This window comes from Clostridium sp. UBA4395 (assembly GCF_002390995.1).
GTDB classification, from domain to species: domain Bacteria; phylum Bacillota; class Clostridia; order Clostridiales; family Clostridiaceae; genus Clostridium_J; species Clostridium_J sulfidigenes.
Genome location: NZ_DGRF01000054.1, coordinates 13,482 through 32,907 on the forward strand (window position 1 = coordinate 13,482; position 19,426 = coordinate 32,907).

General features: G+C 28.2%; 15 protein-coding genes. 6 read left to right on the forward strand and 9 right to left on the reverse strand.

The annotated features are described in order from the left end of the window. The first annotated feature begins 216 nt into the window (after window positions 1–216). Window positions 217–1,773 (forward strand): ABC transporter permease, encoded by a 1,557-nt coding sequence (locus B2694_RS09775; RefSeq protein ID WP_346885567.1) that lies wholly within the window; start codon window positions 217–219, stop codon window positions 1,771–1,773. A gap of 14 nt (window positions 1,774–1,787) precedes the next feature. Beyond that, complete coding sequence (locus B2694_RS09780) at window positions 1,788–2,438, forward strand: ABC transporter ATP-binding protein (RefSeq protein ID WP_346885568.1); 651 nt, start codon at window positions 1,788–1,790, stop codon at window positions 2,436–2,438. A gap of 185 nt (window positions 2,439–2,623) precedes the next feature. Here B2694_RS09780 and B2694_RS09785 read toward each other — a convergent pair whose 3' ends face one another. From B2694_RS09785 to B2694_RS09800, 4 genes are all read right to left on the reverse strand, one after another. Beyond that, entirely contained in the window at window positions 2,624–4,633 is a 2,010-nt protein-coding gene (locus B2694_RS09785) for an ABC transporter permease (protein WP_346885696.1), read from the reverse strand. Continuing rightward, complete coding sequence (locus B2694_RS09790) at window positions 4,623–5,390, reverse strand: ABC transporter ATP-binding protein (protein ID WP_346885569.1); 768 nt, start codon at window positions 5,388–5,390, stop codon at window positions 4,623–4,625. The genes B2694_RS09785 and B2694_RS09790 overlap by 11 nt, the downstream gene beginning before the upstream one ends. A 460-nt stretch (window positions 5,391–5,850) precedes the next feature. Next, window positions 5,851–6,861 carry a sensor histidine kinase gene (locus B2694_RS09795; protein WP_346885570.1) on the reverse strand — a complete coding sequence of 337 codons (1,011 nt, stop codon included), beginning with the start codon at window positions 6,859–6,861 and terminating at the stop codon, window positions 5,851–5,853. Between the two features lie 139 nt (window positions 6,862–7,000). Further along, window positions 7,001–7,675, reverse strand: coding sequence for a response regulator transcription factor (locus B2694_RS09800; RefSeq protein WP_346885571.1), 675 nt, complete (start codon window positions 7,673–7,675; stop codon window positions 7,001–7,003). A gap of 247 nt (window positions 7,676–7,922) precedes the next feature. Between B2694_RS09800 and B2694_RS09805 the strand changes: the two genes are divergently transcribed. Then, window positions 7,923–9,395: a S41 family peptidase gene (locus B2694_RS09805; RefSeq protein ID WP_346885572.1), complete on the forward strand. Its 1,473-nt coding sequence runs from the start codon at window positions 7,923–7,925 to the stop codon at window positions 9,393–9,395. A 47-nt stretch (window positions 9,396–9,442) separates the two neighbouring features. Here the strand turns inward: B2694_RS09805 and B2694_RS09810 are convergent, their stop codons facing one another. Next, a complete protein-coding gene (locus B2694_RS09810) occupies window positions 9,443–10,615 on the reverse strand; it encodes a MalY/PatB family protein (RefSeq protein WP_346885573.1) in 1,173 nt (390 codons plus the stop codon). Window positions 10,616–10,845: 230 nt separating this feature from the next. Between B2694_RS09810 and B2694_RS09815 the strand changes: the two genes are divergently transcribed. The 3 genes from B2694_RS09815 (at window position 10,846) to B2694_RS09825 (ending at window position 16,068) form a co-directional block, all read left to right on the forward strand. Continuing rightward, complete coding sequence (locus tag B2694_RS09815; protein WP_346885574.1) at window positions 10,846–11,997, forward strand: double-cubane-cluster-containing anaerobic reductase; 1,152 nt, start codon at window positions 10,846–10,848, stop codon at window positions 11,995–11,997. A gap of 179 nt (window positions 11,998–12,176) precedes the next feature. Further along, the gene (locus B2694_RS09820; RefSeq protein WP_346885575.1) at window positions 12,177–14,345 is read left to right on the forward strand and encodes a helix-turn-helix domain-containing protein; all 2,169 of its coding nucleotides are present in this window, start codon (window positions 12,177–12,179) and stop codon (window positions 14,343–14,345) included. A 346-nt stretch (window positions 14,346–14,691) separates the two neighbouring features. After that, on the forward strand, window positions 14,692–16,068 hold the full coding sequence (locus B2694_RS09825) for an MATE family efflux transporter (RefSeq protein WP_346885576.1): 1,377 nt from the start codon (window positions 14,692–14,694) through the stop codon (window positions 16,066–16,068). Between the two features lie 114 nt (window positions 16,069–16,182). Here the strand turns inward: B2694_RS09825 and B2694_RS09830 are convergent, their stop codons facing one another. From B2694_RS09830 to B2694_RS09845, 4 genes are all read right to left on the reverse strand, one after another. Further along, a complete protein-coding gene (locus B2694_RS09830) occupies window positions 16,183–16,704 on the reverse strand; it encodes a hypothetical protein (RefSeq protein WP_346885577.1) in 522 nt (173 codons plus the stop codon). 278 nt (window positions 16,705–16,982) lie between these two features. Then, window positions 16,983–17,582: a hypothetical protein gene (locus B2694_RS09835; protein ID WP_346885578.1), complete on the reverse strand. Its 600-nt coding sequence runs from the start codon at window positions 17,580–17,582 to the stop codon at window positions 16,983–16,985. A 130-nt stretch (window positions 17,583–17,712) separates the two neighbouring features. Next, window positions 17,713–18,339 (reverse strand): response regulator transcription factor, encoded by a 627-nt coding sequence (locus B2694_RS09840; protein ID WP_346885579.1) that lies wholly within the window; start codon window positions 18,337–18,339, stop codon window positions 17,713–17,715. Further along, window positions 18,336–19,406: a sensor histidine kinase gene (locus B2694_RS09845; RefSeq protein ID WP_346885580.1), complete on the reverse strand. Its 1,071-nt coding sequence runs from the start codon at window positions 19,404–19,406 to the stop codon at window positions 18,336–18,338. The genes B2694_RS09840 and B2694_RS09845 overlap by 4 nt, the downstream gene beginning before the upstream one ends. Window positions 19,407–19,426: the final 20 nt, after the last annotated feature.

A 19,426-nucleotide genomic window follows, 5' to 3' on the forward strand; every position in this document is an offset into this window, starting at 1 on the left:
ATTTTTCAAGAATAGAGTGAAGCTAAAATTGGAATAAACTTTTTAATATTTTCGTTATAATAATGTTTCTATATTCTAATATATAATTAAACTATTAGAGTGTAGAAATTTTATTTATATATTACATTTTTAAGATTATTTTAAGGTAAGTATTTCATAATTAATCTCACAGGTAACCACTTAGAAAATTTAATCTCTGTTAGAAAGGAAGATTTTATGTACATCTTTAAAAATGCCTTAAAAAGTATTACAAGAGCAAAAGTTAGAAATATTTTAATTACAATTATAACAATAATTATTTCTGTTTCCGCTTGTATTGCCCTTAGTATTAGACAAAGTGCAGAAACTTCAAGGGAGGCCTCTCTTGATTCATTGGAAATTACTGCACAAATATCCGTAGACCGACAATCACTAATGAAAAATGCTGAATCCTCTAATGATAAATTAAAAACATTACAAGGTTCACAAAATTTATCATTAGAGGAAATGCAAATTTATGCACAATCTAAATTTGTAAATGATTTTTACTATACTATTACCTCTTCTCTTAACGGCGATATCACTTTATCACCCGTAGATACCTCTACTACAAATGAAGAAGATTCTATTAATTCAAATGGAATGCCAGTGAATAACGCAAATGGTAATAAGGGATTTGGTAAAATGGGGAGTCAGGGAGATTTCACTATTATTGGATACAGTTCCCACGATGCAATGACATCATTTAAGAATGGTACAAAAAAAATTACAGATGGAACTGTGTTTGATTCAGAGACAACGGAACCACAATGCATTGTTAGTGATGAATTAGCCATTCTTAATGAATTGAAGATTGGAGATAGTATCACATTAGTAAATCCAAATAATGAGGAAGAAAATGTAGCAATGACAGTTTGCGGTATATATAACAATAGTGAATCTTCTACCTCTCAACAAGGAAACATGATGGGTTTTAATGCTTCATCTGATCCTGCAAATCAAATTTATGTAAGTTTCAATGCCTTAAACTCAATTGTTGATAAATCTAAATCAAATGCAACAGTTGAGACTGATGAAACATCAGGAATAGAAATCTCTACAGCTTTACGTGGTCAGGAAAGTGGTACATACGTGTTCTCTAATATTGAAAACTATAAGGCTTTTGAAACAGACGTTGTTGCTCTTGGTTTAGATGATACAATCTATACAATTTCATCACAAGATGTTGATTCCTACGAACAAAGCCTAATACCACTAAATAACTTAAGCAATTATTCAGTGTATTTTCTTTTAGTTGTTTTAATAATAGGTGCAGCTATACTAATTATTTTCAACCTATTTGCTGCAAGAGAAAGAAAATATGAAATTGGGGTATTAGCTGCTATTGGTATGAATAAAGTAAAAATTGCAACTCAATTTATATCTGAAGCATTTATAATTACATTTATCTCCATAGTAATAAGCATTTGTATTGGTGCTACTATTTCTGTTCCAATCGCAGATAAGTTGTTAGAAAATCAAATTGCTTCTGTAGAAACATCTAACCAAACAACTAAAGAAAACTTCGGTGGTGAATTTCAAGGTAGAATGGACAGTAGTAAAGGTAGCATGTCAAGGCCGTCTAATAGTAAAACAAAAATTAATTATGTTAAAGATATTACAGCAAGTATAGATGTTGTTGTTTTATTCCAACTATTAGGACTAGGTATTTTACTTGCCTTGATATCAAGTGCAACAGCAGTAATATCTATTCTTAGATATGAACCATTAAAAATCTTAAGTAATCGTACTTAAAGGGGGCCGTTATTATGAGTTCTTTTATACTAAAAGATTTATGTTATTCTTATGACAATAAGCAACATGAAATTATAAGTCACATGAATTATGAATTTAAAGATAATAAAGTTTATTCTATTGTAGGAAAATCTGGCGCCGGTAAAACAACCCTTCTCTCCTTATTATCTGGACTTGCCAAACCAACACAAGGTTCCATTTTATTTGATGGAAAAGATATAAGCAAACTCAATTCTTGTAAATATAGAAGTAATTTTATTGGAGTTGTTTTTCAAAGTTTCAATCTCTTAACTCACTTAACAGCCATTGAAAATGTTATTCTTTCAATGGACATATCAGGTAAAAAAATATCAAATAAAAAAGAAAAAGCCTTAGAACTATTAAATAGTGTAGGATTGGATGAAACTACAGCTAATCGTAGAATATTAAAGTTATCCGGTGGTGAACAACAACGTGTTGCTATTGCACGAGCATTATCCTATGATCCTGCAGTAATCTTAGCAGATGAACCAACGGGAAATCTTGATGGTGAAACAGAAAATAGTATTATAAAAATATTTCAAAAATTGGCACATGATCATGGCAAATGCATAATTTTAGTTACCCACTCTCCAGAAGTTGCTAATATGTGTGATGTAGTTTATAAACTCTCATCTAAAAATTGATAGTAGTTATGTAATATAACCTTATATGTAAATATAAAGGTAGCTTTACGGCTACCTTTATTACTAAAAAATATATTCATTTCATTCCCTGGAGTAACTAACACTTAGCCAAATCATAGATTTGGAGTGGGAATAATGAAACTCCGACTCATTTCATTCCCTGGAGTAACTAACACTTAGCCAAATCATAGATTTGGAGTGTTAGTTACATTCTTATAGCCTATATAGGTGGCGTAGAAATAGCCTCCATATATAGCTATTATCAGTAGTGCTGTTATAGTGGCTGAAGCCCCTATCTCTGCATTGCCGTAAAGAGATATAAATTCATTAGCTACACTAATTCCAACTATGGAGTGAATTATAGCTAATACTAATGGCATTGCAAAGTATATTAAAGTTTGAATAAATATGGTTTTATTTATCATCTTTCTTGAAGCTCCAATCCTTCTTAGAGCTTTATATCTATCAATGCTCTCACTAGCTTCTGATAACTGTTGAAGAGCAAGGACTGCTGCACTAGAAATTAAGAATACAATCCCTATATATATACCTATATATAAAATTGTTGTAGTAGCTCCTTTTGTCATACTATATATGCCAGTCTTAGTATCACCTAATATTATAAAGTCTTTACCCGAAGCATTTTCATCTCTGCTGTTTTTGAATATTTCTCCTATTTCTGATTCTCGTTTTTCTCTATCTTCACCTACAAAGTTACAATTTAATATAGAGTCATAGGGCTTAAGGTTTTCTAAAGCTTTATCTGGAAGTATTACTGTAAAGAAATTATTAGCAAAGCCTGTGCTTTCATAAGCTTCTGTAATAAGCTCTTGATTTTTTATGTTATAGTTTATATTATTTATTTTAATTACTTTGTTTTCCTTCATATAGCTTTTAACTAAAGGCACTAATTTACTAAAGTTAGAGGTTATTAATACTTCATCTTCTTTTAAGTCTATGGAACTTTGTCCATTTAACTCTCTTAGTTTATTATAATCACTTATTTTTAGAGCTGACATGTTACTATAATCGTTATCAAGAAATTTATCTTCTTTACCGTATCCTTTTAATATATCACCATAACTTTCTTCTAGTCTATACTCTTGTAATACTACATACTTTTCTTTATCTGTGAAATTGAACCCTAATTCTTTAATGGCCTGTTCTATAGTTTTGTTTTCCGAACCTTCAAAATTTATAATTCTAGCTGAGACATCAAAAGGTACTGTATCCTTAAGACTACTTTCTAAAGAATTTTTAAAACTCAATCCCGTAGATAATATAGAAATAGTTATAAAGAGCATTAAACATATAACTGTTATAGATACAAAATTTGTGTTAATTTTACTACTTATCTGTCTAGTAACAAATATATTTAGTTTTTTAAGATATATATTTTTACTATTCTTGATTACATACAATATAAATCCAGCTAATCCATAATAAAATAATATAGTTCCTAGAATCCCCAGTATTATCGAAATAGTAAATCTAGAATCAGTTATGTTTAATCCTACTTCTATTATAAACTTATAAGCAGTTATAAGTATTCCTACTCCTAAAATAAAAATAATAATTGATACTATAGGATTTTTAATCTTTATATTTTCACTTTTCTTACTAGCATTTATCATATCTATAAGTTTGTATTTTGAAATTACAAAGGTATTAAATATCATTATAAGTAAAAACATTATTCCAAAATAAGCTATAGTCTTTACAGCAGCATTTTGCGAAAATACAAATTTGTATTCACTCATGCCTACCTGAAATAACTTCGCTGTAAAAAGAGATAATCCTTGTGATAAAACTATACCAAAGATTAACCCTGCTACTAAAGACATAAGGCCTATGAAAAAAGATTCAGACACTAAAATACTTGAGATTTTTCTTTTACTCATACCCAATGTCATATATACACCAAGTTCTTTTTTTCTTCGTTTTATCATAAAGTTATTTGCATAAACAATGAGTCCACCCAAAATTACTGACACAAATACAGATACCCAAGAAATAACTGTAGTTAACATATCTATAAAACTAGCTTCCTTCTTACTTATTTCAAACATTGCCTTTTGTGATTCTATAGAGTTAAAGCTATAAAATATACAAACGGCAAAGGTTAAAGTTAAAAAATATATGGTATAGTCTTTAAAACTTTTCTTTACATTATTTAATGCAATTTTAGAATACATCTCCACTGTCACCTCCAAGTAATGTCACTACCTCAATAATTCTATTGAAGAATTCTTTTCTACTATCATTTCCTCTAATTAGTTCATTAAATACTTTTCCATCTTTTATAAATAAAATCCTATGAGCATAACTAGCTGTAAACGCATCATGTGTGACCATAAGTATAGTAGCTTCTAGTTCTTCGTTTAATTTCTCAAAGGAGTCTAGTAATAATCTAGAGGACTTAGAATCTAATGCTCCTGTTGGTTCATCAGCTAAAATTAGTGATGGATTAGTAACGATAGCTCTAGCTGAAGCAACCCTTTGTTTTTGACCACCAGACATTTCATAAGGATATTTATTTAAAATTTCACTTATCCCTAATTTGTTTGCTACTGCTTTAATTCTTCCATCTATACTTTTAGGTTTTACATCTTGTATAGTAAGTGCCAATGCAATATTTTCACAAGCAGTTAATGTATCTAAAAGATTAAAATCTTGAAATATAAACCCAAGCTCATCTCTTCTAAACTTTTCAATATCATTATTCTTAAGACTAGTTATATCTTTATTATTTATAATAATATTTCCTGTAGTCACTGTGTCAATGGTAGATATACAATTTAAAAGTGTAGTTTTACCACTTCCAGAAGGTCCCATTATTCCAAGGAACTCCCCCTTATCTACCTCAAAACTTATATTATCAATAGCTTTAGTCACATTTCCCTTTCCACCATAATATTTTTCTATATTTACAACCTTTAAGACATTTTCCATAATTCATCCTCCTAAAATACATTTTAAGTTTTGCCTTAACTTTATGAGCTTATTATATATTTTTCTAAAAGTATGTTGTATTTAATTTCATGTCATTAATCTTTCATTTTCGTAAGATAATAATGAAAGTCTAAAAGTTAATCTATAAACTTAGGAGTAGTCCAGTTTATGAAACTATTGAAGCCCTAGGTATAAGTACATTGTAATCAAATGTTTATCCGATGACTACCAGCTCTAATACTCCCATCTTCTTCAAAGTGATAGTAAAGATCTGCTACGTCCCTGGATAACGATTTCCCATAAAGGACAACGAATTCTAAGTATCGAAAATACTGATACTTAGAATTTTGTTAGTAAGCTTCAGTAGGAGTAAAAACTTCCTCTGAAGCAAAGAACTCTGTTTACCACAAAAAAACTGATTGAGATTAATTTTTATCCAATCAGTTTATTTTAGCTATTATTAGAAACTAGTAAATCTTCCTAGGGGAAAATTTATATACACCTTAGTTCCATATTCTAACTTTGACTCAATACTTATCCCCAATCCAAGTCTATTACAAAGTTTTTTACACAGATATAATCCCATTCCTGTGGATTTACCAAACTTTCTTCCATTTTCCCCAGTAAAACCTTTTTCAAAAACCCTAAAAATGTCTCTTTCTGAAATTCCAACACCATTATCTTCTATAGTTAAAGTTATTTTATTTTCTGTAGAAGTTGAATGTATTTTTATTATTCCATTTGATTCCTTAGAGTACTTTATGGCGTTTCCTAAAACTTGATTTAAAATAAATTCCACCCATTTTATATCACTGAAAATTTTACCTCCCATCTCTCCTATCTCTAAGGATATTTTTTTATTTATGAAATCTCTAGAATTCTTTCTTAAAATCTCCATAACAGCTTCTTCTAAATTAAATTCTCTTATAATATAGTCTTTACTTACATCGTTGCTCTTTGAGTAATAAAGGACTTGTTCTATGAAATCTTCTACCTTCTTCAATTCATGTCCAATTTTATTTGTTACCGTACTTTCGTTATTATCTATAATAAGTCTAGCAGAAGCAATAGGAGTCTTTACTTCATGAACCCACATTTCTATGTATTCTCTATATTCTTTTTGGGTACATTCATACTTTTTTACATTTTCATGCATATTTTTATTACATTCCTTAAGAACTTGATAAACTATTTCACCTTCTAAAAAATTAGGCTTTTCCATAACCTCTGGAAGCAAATACTTTTTATCCAAGTTATCTATAGTTCCTGTAATATTGTCTAAAAATTTCTTATGTTTAATAACTTCAAGGGTTAAATATGTACTTAATGGAGTAAACCATAATATGAAAGATAAAAATATTAGTCCACTCCCTACATTTAAAAATATTAAAATAGATACAAAAATCATAAATAGGACTCCATTAATTATTAAAAAGCCAATTCTTGATTTAAGATAATCCCTAACTTTCATTTTATCTATTCCTCTCTACTATTTATAGTAGAAAACTCCTTCAAACCCGCATAAACAGAACAACTATTTAAATAGTTTTATTTTTCTATATTTAAATAGTTTTATGTATAAATAGTTCTCTACATAAATATTTATATATTTATGGCATTATATATCCAAGTCCCCTTCTTGTTTCTATAATATCCTTAATTCCAATTTCCTCTAATTTTTTTCTAAGTCTTGTCACATTTACTGACAAAGTGTTATCATCTACAAACAAATTAGACTTCCATAGATAATCCATTAGATCCTCCCTAGATACAATATTTCCTTTATTCTTTATAAGGTAATAAAGAACTTTTAATTCGTTTTTAGTGATTTCTAAAGCATTATCTCCACAGTTTATGGTTCCATTAGATAGGTTTAACTTTAAATCATTATACACTAATACTTCTTGATTCCCTTCATTCCCTTGATTTACTCTCTTTAGTACTGAATTTACCCTTGCTAAAAGTATTTGTGTATTATAAGGCTTAGTTATAAAGTCATCTGCTCCTAAATTCATACTCATTAGCTCATCCATATCACTATCTCTACTTGTAACCACAATTATAGGTACTTGAGAAGTTTTCCTCACTTCTCTACAAATGTAGAATCCATCAAATACAGGTAAGTTTATATCTAAGAGTATGAGATTGGGCTCTTCTTTTTCAATAATAGATATTATATTTTCAAAATTAGTAGGGGCTATGACCTCATATCCATATCTATTTAAAAATGTTGCAAGCTCCTGCCTAATAGTTTCGGTATCCTCTATTATAATAATCTTTGCCACTTTATCACTCCCAAATTTATTTTTTATATTATATATTTGCATTAATGTAGAATTAAGATTTATCTATGCTAAAACTAGTTGAAATACTTTTCCGATTCTTATTAATAACATTATAACCAAAACATAGTATAACTAAAAGGCCGTCAATTATTAATTTGTTTCATTTTTATTCATAAGGTCTTTATATTTTTACATTTTATGGTATAATAACCTTATTTAATAGAATTATAGGGAGGTGGATTTTAATTTGAAAAAAATTTTTAAAATTCTTTTTATTATAATTTTAGGTTTAATTTTAATTTATTTGCCTTATTATAAAAAAGATATTTCCTTTGAAAAAGCTTTAGAAAATATAAATCATAAAAATTTAAATATTCCCATATCTAAACTAAATATTAGAGAATTTATATCCGAAATTCCAAATGAAGATATACTAACTGCTAAAGAGCACACTCTACTATTTTTAACACCTCACGTAATATCTCCTACTGCTATAACCAGAAAAGAAGCTATTTATGATGTAGAACTATATTTTAAGGCTTTAAAATCTAGCTACGCACCATATAATTATTATGGTAGTGATAAATTGTTTTCACAGGCTAAAGAATCAGTTTTAAGTTTTATTGGTGATAATGATGTAATTAATGTAGCTGAACTAACAAAAACCTTAAAAGATAATCTTGCTTTTATACCTGATAGACATTTTTATATAGGTAACAATGGCTTTGACTTAGAAAATACCTCCAGATATTATACAAATTCAACTCTAGGAATTTTCAAAAACAGAATAGGGTATTATGTAGAATATGGAGGTGTTTTTTACTACATTAAATCTATAAATAAAGATGAAAACATCGAAAATTATTTATATCTTTCAATAAATACTGAAGGTAAGCTATTATACAATTTAGGTGTTTTAGAAAAATGTTCTGGACAAGCTTCAAGGAACATAAATGTTGTTTTTTATAGAGGTGAATCAGAATATACTAAAGATATTGAACTGAAATTATCAAATACTCTTTCAGATGAGTCTATTTCATCTTTAAACTACACAACTATAGATGATGTTCCTATAATATCTTCCAGAGAAGTTCCCTATAATATAGGTTTAGAAGGAATAGATTTCATTAATACTGCTTCTAAAGTAAAGGATTCTCCTGTAAGTATATTAGATTTACGTGGTAATAATGGTGGCGATATATTGACCGCTTTAAACTGGATAAATGAATATTTTGGAGTTTCATCTCAAGGGAAGGGTCTTTTTCTACTTCTTTATGGAAGATCTAATGATGCCCTGTCCTACTACGATTTTAACACCTTTCATAAGGACCTAAAAATTTTACAACTTAAAAAAATTCATGCTTATTATTATGAACATATACCTAAATCTAAAAAAGAGCTTAATAAAAATTTAAATACTATCTTTGTTCTTACAGATAAAAAAACCTCCTCAGCTGCTGAATTCTTTGTAGAGCATCTAAAGGATTTTGAAAATATTGTAGTAGTAGGTACTAATACTCATGGTACTCTTGAAAGTTCTAATGTAGAACTGGGTTATCTTCCCAATTCCCATATTGAATTTTCCTATGGAAACTGGTTAAGGCTATATGATGAAAATTTCTTTAAGGAAGGTGAAGGTATCAAACCTGATATATGGGTAAATGGAGAAGATGCTTTAAAACTAACTCTAAAACTTATTGAAAATTATAATTTAAAGTAACTATTTAAGAGGTTGCCTAATTTTTTAGGCAACCTCCTATTATAAACCTATAATTTATTTACTTCTCTTTCTATTCTTTCTAAAGCTTCTTGAAGAACAACTCTACTAGTTCCTATATTCATTCTTTGGAACATGGCTCCATCATGTCCAAACATGCCACCATCATTTAACCATACTTTACATTTTTTAAGGAAGAAATTACTTAATTCTTCTGGCTTCATATTTAATCCTGAGCAATCAAGCCACAATAAATAGGTTCCTTCTGGTTTTCTAATCTTAATTTTAGGAATTCTTTTATCAAAGAATTCTAATGTAAAGTCTATATTTCCCGCTAAATATTCCATAAGTTCTTGATACCATTCTTCTCCTCTAGTGTATGCTGCTTCTTGTGCTACTGCACCTAAAGTAGTTGCTCCTTCTATACAGTCTTTTTCCATTTGAAGTATATATTGATTTCTTAATTTTTCATTTTTAATAATTATATTTGCAGTTTTAAACCCTGCAATATTAAAGGTTTTATTTGGTGCTGTGCATATTATAGAATTATTAGCAAATTCTTCATTGATAGATGCAAATACTGTATGTATATTAGGTTTATAAACTATATCTGCATGAATTTCATCTACTACCACTAGTACATTATTCTTTATACATATTTCTCCAACCCTTTTTAATTCTTCTACAGTCCATACTCTTCCTACTGGATTATGAGGACTACAAAGAATTATCAACTTAGTTTTTTTAGTAATTATCTTTTCTAAGTTATCAAAGTCCATTTCATACCTACCATCTTTACAAGTTAAGGGATTTTCTACAACCTGACACCCATTATTTTTTATAATACTATAAAAAGGATGATATACCGGCGTTTGAATTATAATTTCATCTCCTGGTTTTGTGTAAGCAGCAACTATAGTTTTAAGACCTGGTACAACTCCCGGAGCAAACTTCATCCATCCCTTTTCAACTTTCCATTGAAATCTTTTATCAAACCAATTTATAGCAGCTTTATAGTATGATGGTGGTGTAAGGGAATATCCAAAAATAGGATGTTCTAACCTTTTTCTTATAGCATCTCCTATTTCTTCTGGCACTTTAAAATCCATATCTGCTACCCATAGAGGTATAATTTCACTATCATTGTATGTTCGATTTATTAAGTCCCACTTTAAACAGTTACTGCCTACCCTGTCCACTTTTTCATCAAAACTGTATTTCATTTTCCTTACCTCCTATAAATCCTAATAAATTAATAATAATTTTTACTACTTAAACTACTATATATAATATAATTTTATCACTATTTTTATCAATGTAGTATTATAACATTCTATAGATAGATGTAAATGTATAAAATAACACTATAATTCATAATATTACATAATTTCTATGTATAATCTTATTAGATAGATTATTTTTCAATACCACGTAAAATGATAGGAGAATTAAAATGAAAATAAGAAAAGAACTACCTGAAATATTTGAAGACTTTGCAGAGGCTAGGAGAAACTCCTTTATTGCAGCCAAAAAACTTAAAGATGAAAATATACCTTTAGTAGGAGTATTTTGTACTTATATGCCACAGGAATTACCTCTTGCCATGGGTGCAAGTGTTGTATCTCTTTGTTCTATGTCTGATGAGACAATTGCAGAAGCTGAAAAAGAATTACCGCGTAATCTATGTCCACTTATCAAATCAAGTTATGGATTTGCTAAAACAGATAAATGTCCATTCTTTTATTTTTCTGATTTAGTTGTAGGTGAAACTACTTGTGATGGAAAGAAAAAAATGTATGAATATTTAAGTGAGTTTAAGCCTGTTCATGTTATGGAACTACCAAACTCTCAAAGTGAAGAAGGTTTAAAGCTTTGGAAGAAAGAAGTAATAAAATTTAAGGAAGTTTTAGAAAAACAATTTGAAACTACTATAAGTGATGAAGATATTAAAAAGGCTATTAAATTAAAAAATGAAGAAAGAAAAGCTCTTAAAGCATTCTACAGTCTTGGACAACTTGATCCACCCGCGATATTAGGACAAGATATGTTTAAAGTTCTTTATGGTACTACATTTAAATTTGATAAAGCAGAGGTGCCAAAAGAAATATATGCCCTAAGTGAGAAAATTAAAGGTGAATATGAAGTAGAAAAAAAATATGAAAAGAAACCTCGTATTCTTATAACTGGATGTCCTATTGGTGGAGCTACAGAAAAAGTTATAAAAGCAATAGAAGATAATGGAGCTCATGTCGTGGCTTTTGAAAACTGTACTGGTGCTAAAGCTATCGATGAATTAGTAGATGAAAATAATCCTGATATCTATGATGCTATTGCTCGTAAATATTTAAATATTGGATGTTCTTGTATGACACCTAATCCTAACCGTACAGAGCTACTTAATAGAATGATAGATGGATATAAAGTTGATGCAGTTGTGGATGTAGTACTTCAAGCTTGTCATACTTATAGCGTAGAAACATTGCAAATTAAAAGATTTGTTAATAACACTAAAAAAATACCTTACATCAGTATAGAAACAGATTACTCTACTGCTGACATTGGACAACTTAACACTAGAATGGCAGCTTTTATAGAAATGTTATAGAGCCTTAAAATATTGCTTAGGTAAAAATTATCTATGCAAGTTCATAATAAATCCAAAAACCTCAAGAAAAATAGTTTCTTGAGGTTTTCCCCTTTCTCCCTTTTATTCTCCTAGCATGTTTTTTCTAATTAATGCTATAATACTATTAATACTGAAGAAACTGACAAGGAGAGTTTATAATGCATAGACAATACATTAACTATTCTGCAAATATGCCTATATCTATTTCTTTTAATACCATTAAAAACTATCCACTCCATTGGCATTATTGCATCGAAATTCTTTATGTTATAAAAGGCACAATCAATCTATATATAAATACTGAAAAATATGTAATAAGTGAAAATCAAATTGAAATTATAAATATAGATGAAGTTCATAGCATTGAAAGTGATGATCCTGACAATAAAGTACTCATATTTCAAATAGATCCCTACTTTTTTCAAAAGTACTATAACGATATTGAGAATATGTTTTTTTATACCAACTCTTCTAGTAAGGCTTCGCAATTAGGTGAAGAGTATGAAGATTTAAGAGTATTTCTTTGTCAAGTGCTTTGTGAAACAGTGCAAAAACAAGATAATTATGATGAAGAAATTGAAGATATTCTTGTAAAACTTCTTTATCATCTTATAAATAACTTCAACTATTTAATTCATGAAAAACAAGAGCTTAAAGAAAATAAAGATCAACTTCAAAGATATCATAGTATATCGAAATATATTTATAATAATTATCAAAACAATATAACTCTTAAAGATATATCAAGTAATGAATATCTAAGTACTCATTATTTATCAAGAGAAATAAAATATGCTACAGGATATTCCTTTACTGATTTTCTAAATCTTATTAGAGTTGAAGAATCTATAAAATTAATTTTGGATACAGATATGACACTATCTGAAATCTCTGAGGAAATTGGTTTTTCTCATACTAGATACTTTAATAAGCACTTTAAACTTCATTATAAGCTTACGCCTTTACAATTTAGGAAAAAATACAAATCTACTCCTGAAGTCCTAGAAAAGTTGACTAAATATATAACTCATCCTTTAGAAGAAAGTCTAGATGAGGTAATATATTATCTGGAGGACTACGATAGGTTTAACTATGAGGACAAAATTCACCAGTTAAATATTAATATGGAAAATTGTATAGGTGAATTTGATAAGAATTTTAATAGAATTATAACCATTGGTGATGCCTTTGACCTTTTAATTGAAGACAATAAAGATACACTAGAAGAACTTCAAAGGGAAATGGATTTTGAATATGGACGGATCCTAAATTTATTTAGTACTGATATGGCTATTTTCCCTGGCTCTAAATTTCATAACTGGAATAGAGCAAAGGACGTACTAGAGTTTATAGAACTTTTAGATATAGTGCCTATAATTGTTTTAGATATGGATAGCACATATGAAGAACATATAAATGACATTAATGATGAAAGCTATGAAGTTGCCTCTAAAAATATATTACCCCTTAAAAATTCTATAGATATACATGAAGACTTTAAAAATATTCTTCTATCCTTCATGGAATATTTCAGTGCAATAGAAACTCTTAATTACAAAAATTTTAGATTTGAATTTTCCTCTACCTTTCCTGAAACTTTAAGGACTTCAATTGAAGAAATATTGATTTACAATAAATTAGCTTTTGAAGAAGAACCTTTTATGATAAATAATGAAGTAAATAATATATATGATACAGCCTATATGATTCCATTTATTATTGATAATGTAGTAAATCATAAGGGAGATTTAAGCTTTATAAGAGCCTTTGACGTCCTTGATAAGCAAGTAAATATAACCAATGAACTATTCTTTGGTTATCCTGGTCTTATAAATGATAAGGGAATAAAAAAACCTGCCTTTTATGCCTATTCACTTTTAAATAAATTAGGTAATACATTAGTAGCTAAAGGTGATGGATATGTAGTTACCAAAACTAACAATCAATATGAGATTTTACTTTATACTTATCATGATAAAATCAATGATTTAATTTCTATGGCAAGTTTTTCAAAGCTTAGAGGTATAAAAAATGCGACTTCGAAAAAACTTTCTCTTAATATAACTAATATTCATTCAGATATTAATGTAACTACCTATGAAATAAATGAAAAGATTGGTTCATCCTATAACTATTGGATTGATATGGGGAGACCAACTAGACTTAACAAAGATGAAAATGGTATTCTTCATAAAGCTTCTTATCCTAATATTAGATTTAAATACTTTAAGAAGAGTACAGTTATAAATATTTTAGTTACCCTAAAAACCTATGGAGCTACATTAGTTATAATTAATGAAGTTCAGAAGCCTATTAAGATTAATTAATTTTACCTCAATTTATATGAATATAGGTATACTTTCAGTTAAAATATATTATGTTATGTATAAAATATATTGATTTTAAGTACAAAAGCATCCTAATTAAGGTGCTTTTGTGCTTTTTCCTATTTTTAACCAATGACTATTTGGGCAGAATAGTACTTTTTGATGGACACTTAAGTGAATGTTTATTTAATTGTTTTCAACTATAATATTAATATAAGATAAAATATTTTAATATTAAATTAAACATGAAGACAAAACGTATTTTTCTATAAAAAACAAAGAGAACTTTTTATAAAATAAACTCAAGAAAAATATGCAGAATTTTCAAATAAATGAGGTGAAACTAATGGGAATTAACCCTAAAATATTTTCGGATGGAAGGACATACAGAGTATTATTTAAATTTGCCATACCTGCAATTTTTTCTTTGCTAGTAGCAGAACTCTATAACATGGTAGACACAGTTTTTGTTGGTAGATATATTGGTCCTAATGCTATCGGTGCCTTAACAGTTGCGTTTCCAATTCAACGCTTTCTTATAGCAATCGCTTTCTTAATTGGTGTAGGAGCTTCAACCTATGTTTCAAGATATTCCGGTGAAAAACAACCTGAAAAGATTAAATCTACAATAATTAATTCAATATCTGTTACCATAGTATCTTTAACAATAATCCCTCTACTTTTATTCTTATTTAAAGGTGGATTATTATATAAACTTGGTGCAAGTGACGTTACTTTTGGGCTAACTAATGATTATATATCTATAATTTTTATAGGAGCAATATTTCAAGGATTAACTATAGTATGCTCTCAAGTAATGACAGCTTTAGGAAACTCTAAAATAGGTCTTTATGCTAACAGTATCGGTGCACTTCTAAATATTGTAGTTGACTACATATTAGTAGCTCATTTAAATATAGGTATAGCTGGTGCAGCTATTGCTACTGTAGCTTCTCAATTTGTAGGCTTAATTTTTGTTCTATACAAGTTTAAAGATGTAACTAAACACTTTAAAATTAAACTTTCAATAAATAATATTCTACCAAATATAGATATTACATTAATTAAAGGATTAATTGCTGTGGGATTTTCAACCTTTGTTATTGAAATATCAGATGCAATAGTTTCTGTAGTTTTAAATAACTTATTAATTTCTAGAGGTGGCAATGAAGCTATAATAATAGTAGGTGTTATTACTAAAATATCTATGTTTATGTTTATTGCAATAATTGGTATAAGTTCTGCTATGCAACCAATTGTAGCCTTTAACTTTGGTGCAAGAAACTTTGATAGAGTTAAAAATACAGTTAAAGCATCTATAAAAACTGTAACAATAATCTCTTTAATATTTGGAGTATTTATTATGTATTTTGCTCCAAAAATGATAGGCTTGTTTTTAACTGATGCAAAGTTATTACCTGAGGCTGTTAAGGCCCTTAGAATATGTATATTACTACTTCCTTTAGTTGGTTTATATTATATAGGTATATACTACTATCAAGCAATTGATGAAGCTAAAAAAGGATTTAGATTATCTTTATTTAGACAACTAATAGTATTCATTCCTTTAGCTATAGTTTTTGTAAATATTTTTGGTACCATAGGTGCATGGATTGCATATCCTGCTTCAGATTTAATTTCTGCAGTAACATCTTTTTATTTATTAAATAGTACTTGGAAAAAGGATGGAAAAGAAGAGACTACTAAAACCGTAATAGCTTAATAAAAAACTCCTTAGAAAATTATATTCTAAGGAGTTTTTGTACAATATTTATAATCCAAGCGCTAGGATGTATATCTTAGTGCCTTTTTCAATTTAAAGCTACTTCACCGTATTTTAAAATTGTAAGTTACAAGCGCCTATATAATTATCAATAATATCAATACCTATATATTGTCCAGAGCATAAAGGTTCTTTAATAGCTAATTGGAAATAAACCGTGTCTGTTCCACAATTTTCGCATCCTGTATACTTAGCAATTTTAAAATTTTCTGCAATAGGAACTTTAACCCATTTACAAGGCCAAACACAAACCCACTTATATAATACTACACCAACTATATATTCTTTATTTCTGCAAAGATTTTTAACTTTAATAGAAAACTTTACTATTCTACCTGCAGTTGTAGCATCTATTACCCCCACTTGTCCAAAATCTTGCGGACAAGTACATGGTATTAGAATTGGCCCTATTCCACACTTTGTAGCTTCACCTTTTGGACCTTTATCTTCTTGAGCTTCATATTTTGTAGGCATTTCAAAATCTTGACCTTCCTCTGGTATTGAATCCATATCTTTTGGTGTTGGATTAAAACTTTCATCTGCCATATCTCTTAATTCTCTCTCAATTGTATCCATATATTACACCTCATACACTAATATATTTTGTTTTAATTACAGTACTTCCTTCGATTATATATTTAATATCATCTGTAATTTTCGAATAATTTTTTATCCTTAATTTTATTCTATTAGTATATTATATGTATATAGAATTTCAATGTTACTCTATTTTTGTATAAATAGCATTTTAATATCATTAAACTAAAAAACTATCTCAAAATAAGCTAAACCTTAATGTAAAGTTTAGTAATTCATTTTGAGACAGTCCCTTTTTATTACCAATCTAATATATATTATTTATTAGTACCATTAGTAGTAGAATATACACCTCTATTTAAAGCATCATGTATAGCTGATGTCACCTTACCTACTTCAACTTTTTGATCCATATCCTTAACTATAGAAGAAGGGTTATATAAATCATTAAGGCTTTGTCTTATATCTTTATCCTTTAAATAGTTTATCAAAGCTTCGTAATGATTTTTCACATTCTTGAAATTACTATCTTTTAAATAATTATCATCATTATTAGATAATGCTATAAATTTAATATCCTTAATTTGATTATTAGCTAAAGTAAATTCAACTGTTAATTCGTCCTCATCTATATATGAACCACGATATATACCATTAGAATAATTATTGTTGGTTAAATCAATACCGAAGAGTGTATTGTCATTACTATTCTTGTCATTAATGCCTAAAACTCCACTATCATTAGTTCCATTCCCGTCTAAGGTTGTATTCTCACTATTTGCTGTTCCATTTTCAGTTTGATTTTGAGCAACTTCACTACCCGTATTTCCTTTATTACCTGCAGTGTCATTATTAGTACATCCTACAAGTCCTGTGGTTAATGCTATTGTTGCAATTAAAAGCGCTATTTTTTTCATAATAAACCTCCTGTGTACATTTTTATGATTATAGTATAAGCATATACACAGTTATTATTCTTATATTCACTTTCTTATTATTTTTTCTTTTTTCTTTCTACAACATACAAAAGTTAAATACAAAAATGCTTTACTTTATATTGTTAAAATAAAATATTGCAAGTTGTGTTCTATCTCTAAGATTTAATTTTTCTAAAATACTACTTATATAGTTTCTTATTGTACCTTCACTCAAAAATAATTTTGCTGATATTTCTTTATTAGAAAGCCCTTTGGAAACTAAAGTGATTATTTCAATGTCTCTATCAATTAAATCATACTTTGATATATCTTTTTTATTTTCAGTACTATTTAACATGGTAGGAATTTTAGATATAACTTCTTGTCCAAAAACACTTTGTCCAAGTTCTACTGCTTTTAAAGCAGGTACTATGCTTTCAAAATGTTGTTTTAAAATATATCCCTTAGCACCAACTTTTAATGCAGTTATAATATATTCATCATCCTCAAAAGTGGTTAAAAATAATATTCTCCCCTCATTATGAGATTTTAAAATTTTCTTTGCAGCCTCTAGACCTGATATTTCCCCCATACGAATATCCATAAGTAATATATCTGGAGTATACTTATTATACAGCTCTATAGCTTCTTCACCACTATATCCAAGAGATATAACTTTTATATCACTTGATGTCTCTATGATTGTCTTTAATGATGCTGCTATAAGCTTATCATCATCTATAATAATTATTCTCATAGTTTCCCCTCCTTCATAATAGAAATAAATATTTTAAACCCTTTTGAATTATCAAAATTCACAATACCATTTAAGCTATTTACTCTCTTTTCAATGCTTTGTAATCCCATTCCACCATCCATACTTGCCTTCTTTTTACTTCCATCATCTAAAATAATTACTTGATATAATTTTGGATGTTCATATAAACTTACAGTTACTGTGGTTGCATTTGAATGTTTTATTATATTAGATAGTGCCTCTTTTACAATAGCAATAATAGCATATTTAATCTTAACATCTGGATTAGAAGAAAACTCATAATTTAAAGTAGCCTTACAAAACTTAAATTCATTTATAAGCTTTGAAAGTTGTACATATAAGTCAATAGAATCTTCATGTAAATTATGAACACTACTTCTAATAGAATCCATACCTTGGTCCAAGGTAGATTTAATGTCCTCTAGAAGCCTTTTTGTTTGCTTCTCTTTAGTAATTGCCATAATAGCACCGATTTGCAATATAGAGCTAGTTAAAAGGTGTCCTACATTATCGTGAATTTCTCTTGAAATACGATTTCTCTCCTTTAATGTTGCAAAATTCACTTCAAAATCTTGTTTATATTGTAATTCCTTTACCTTCTCTTCCAATACTATAGATATCTCAGTTAAATCATCTCTTTGTTTTATAAATTTATCATGCAATTTTTCATATTTCACAGTATTAAACTTTAATATTGCTGACGTACTAAGAAGTCCAATAATCATTATACTAATAATATGTGAATATTTATGTATATTCATAAGGTACGGAATTAAAGTTAAGATGCATATATATTTATACTTTGAAAAAATAGTATCATAAAATATTATAGGAATGCCCATAAGAAATTCAGGATATAAAATGCAAAGGATACTATATATTATTAATACTATTACATTCAATTTATCCTGGCTAAAATATTCTAGAAAACAAGTTATTGCCACTGTAACTAAAATGGGTAAGATTGATTTTTCTATACTATAATTTTCTATAAGTAATAATGCCGAACCTATAAACAAAATAATTTTATTTAATATATTATTCATCTATACTCCCTCACTTTATA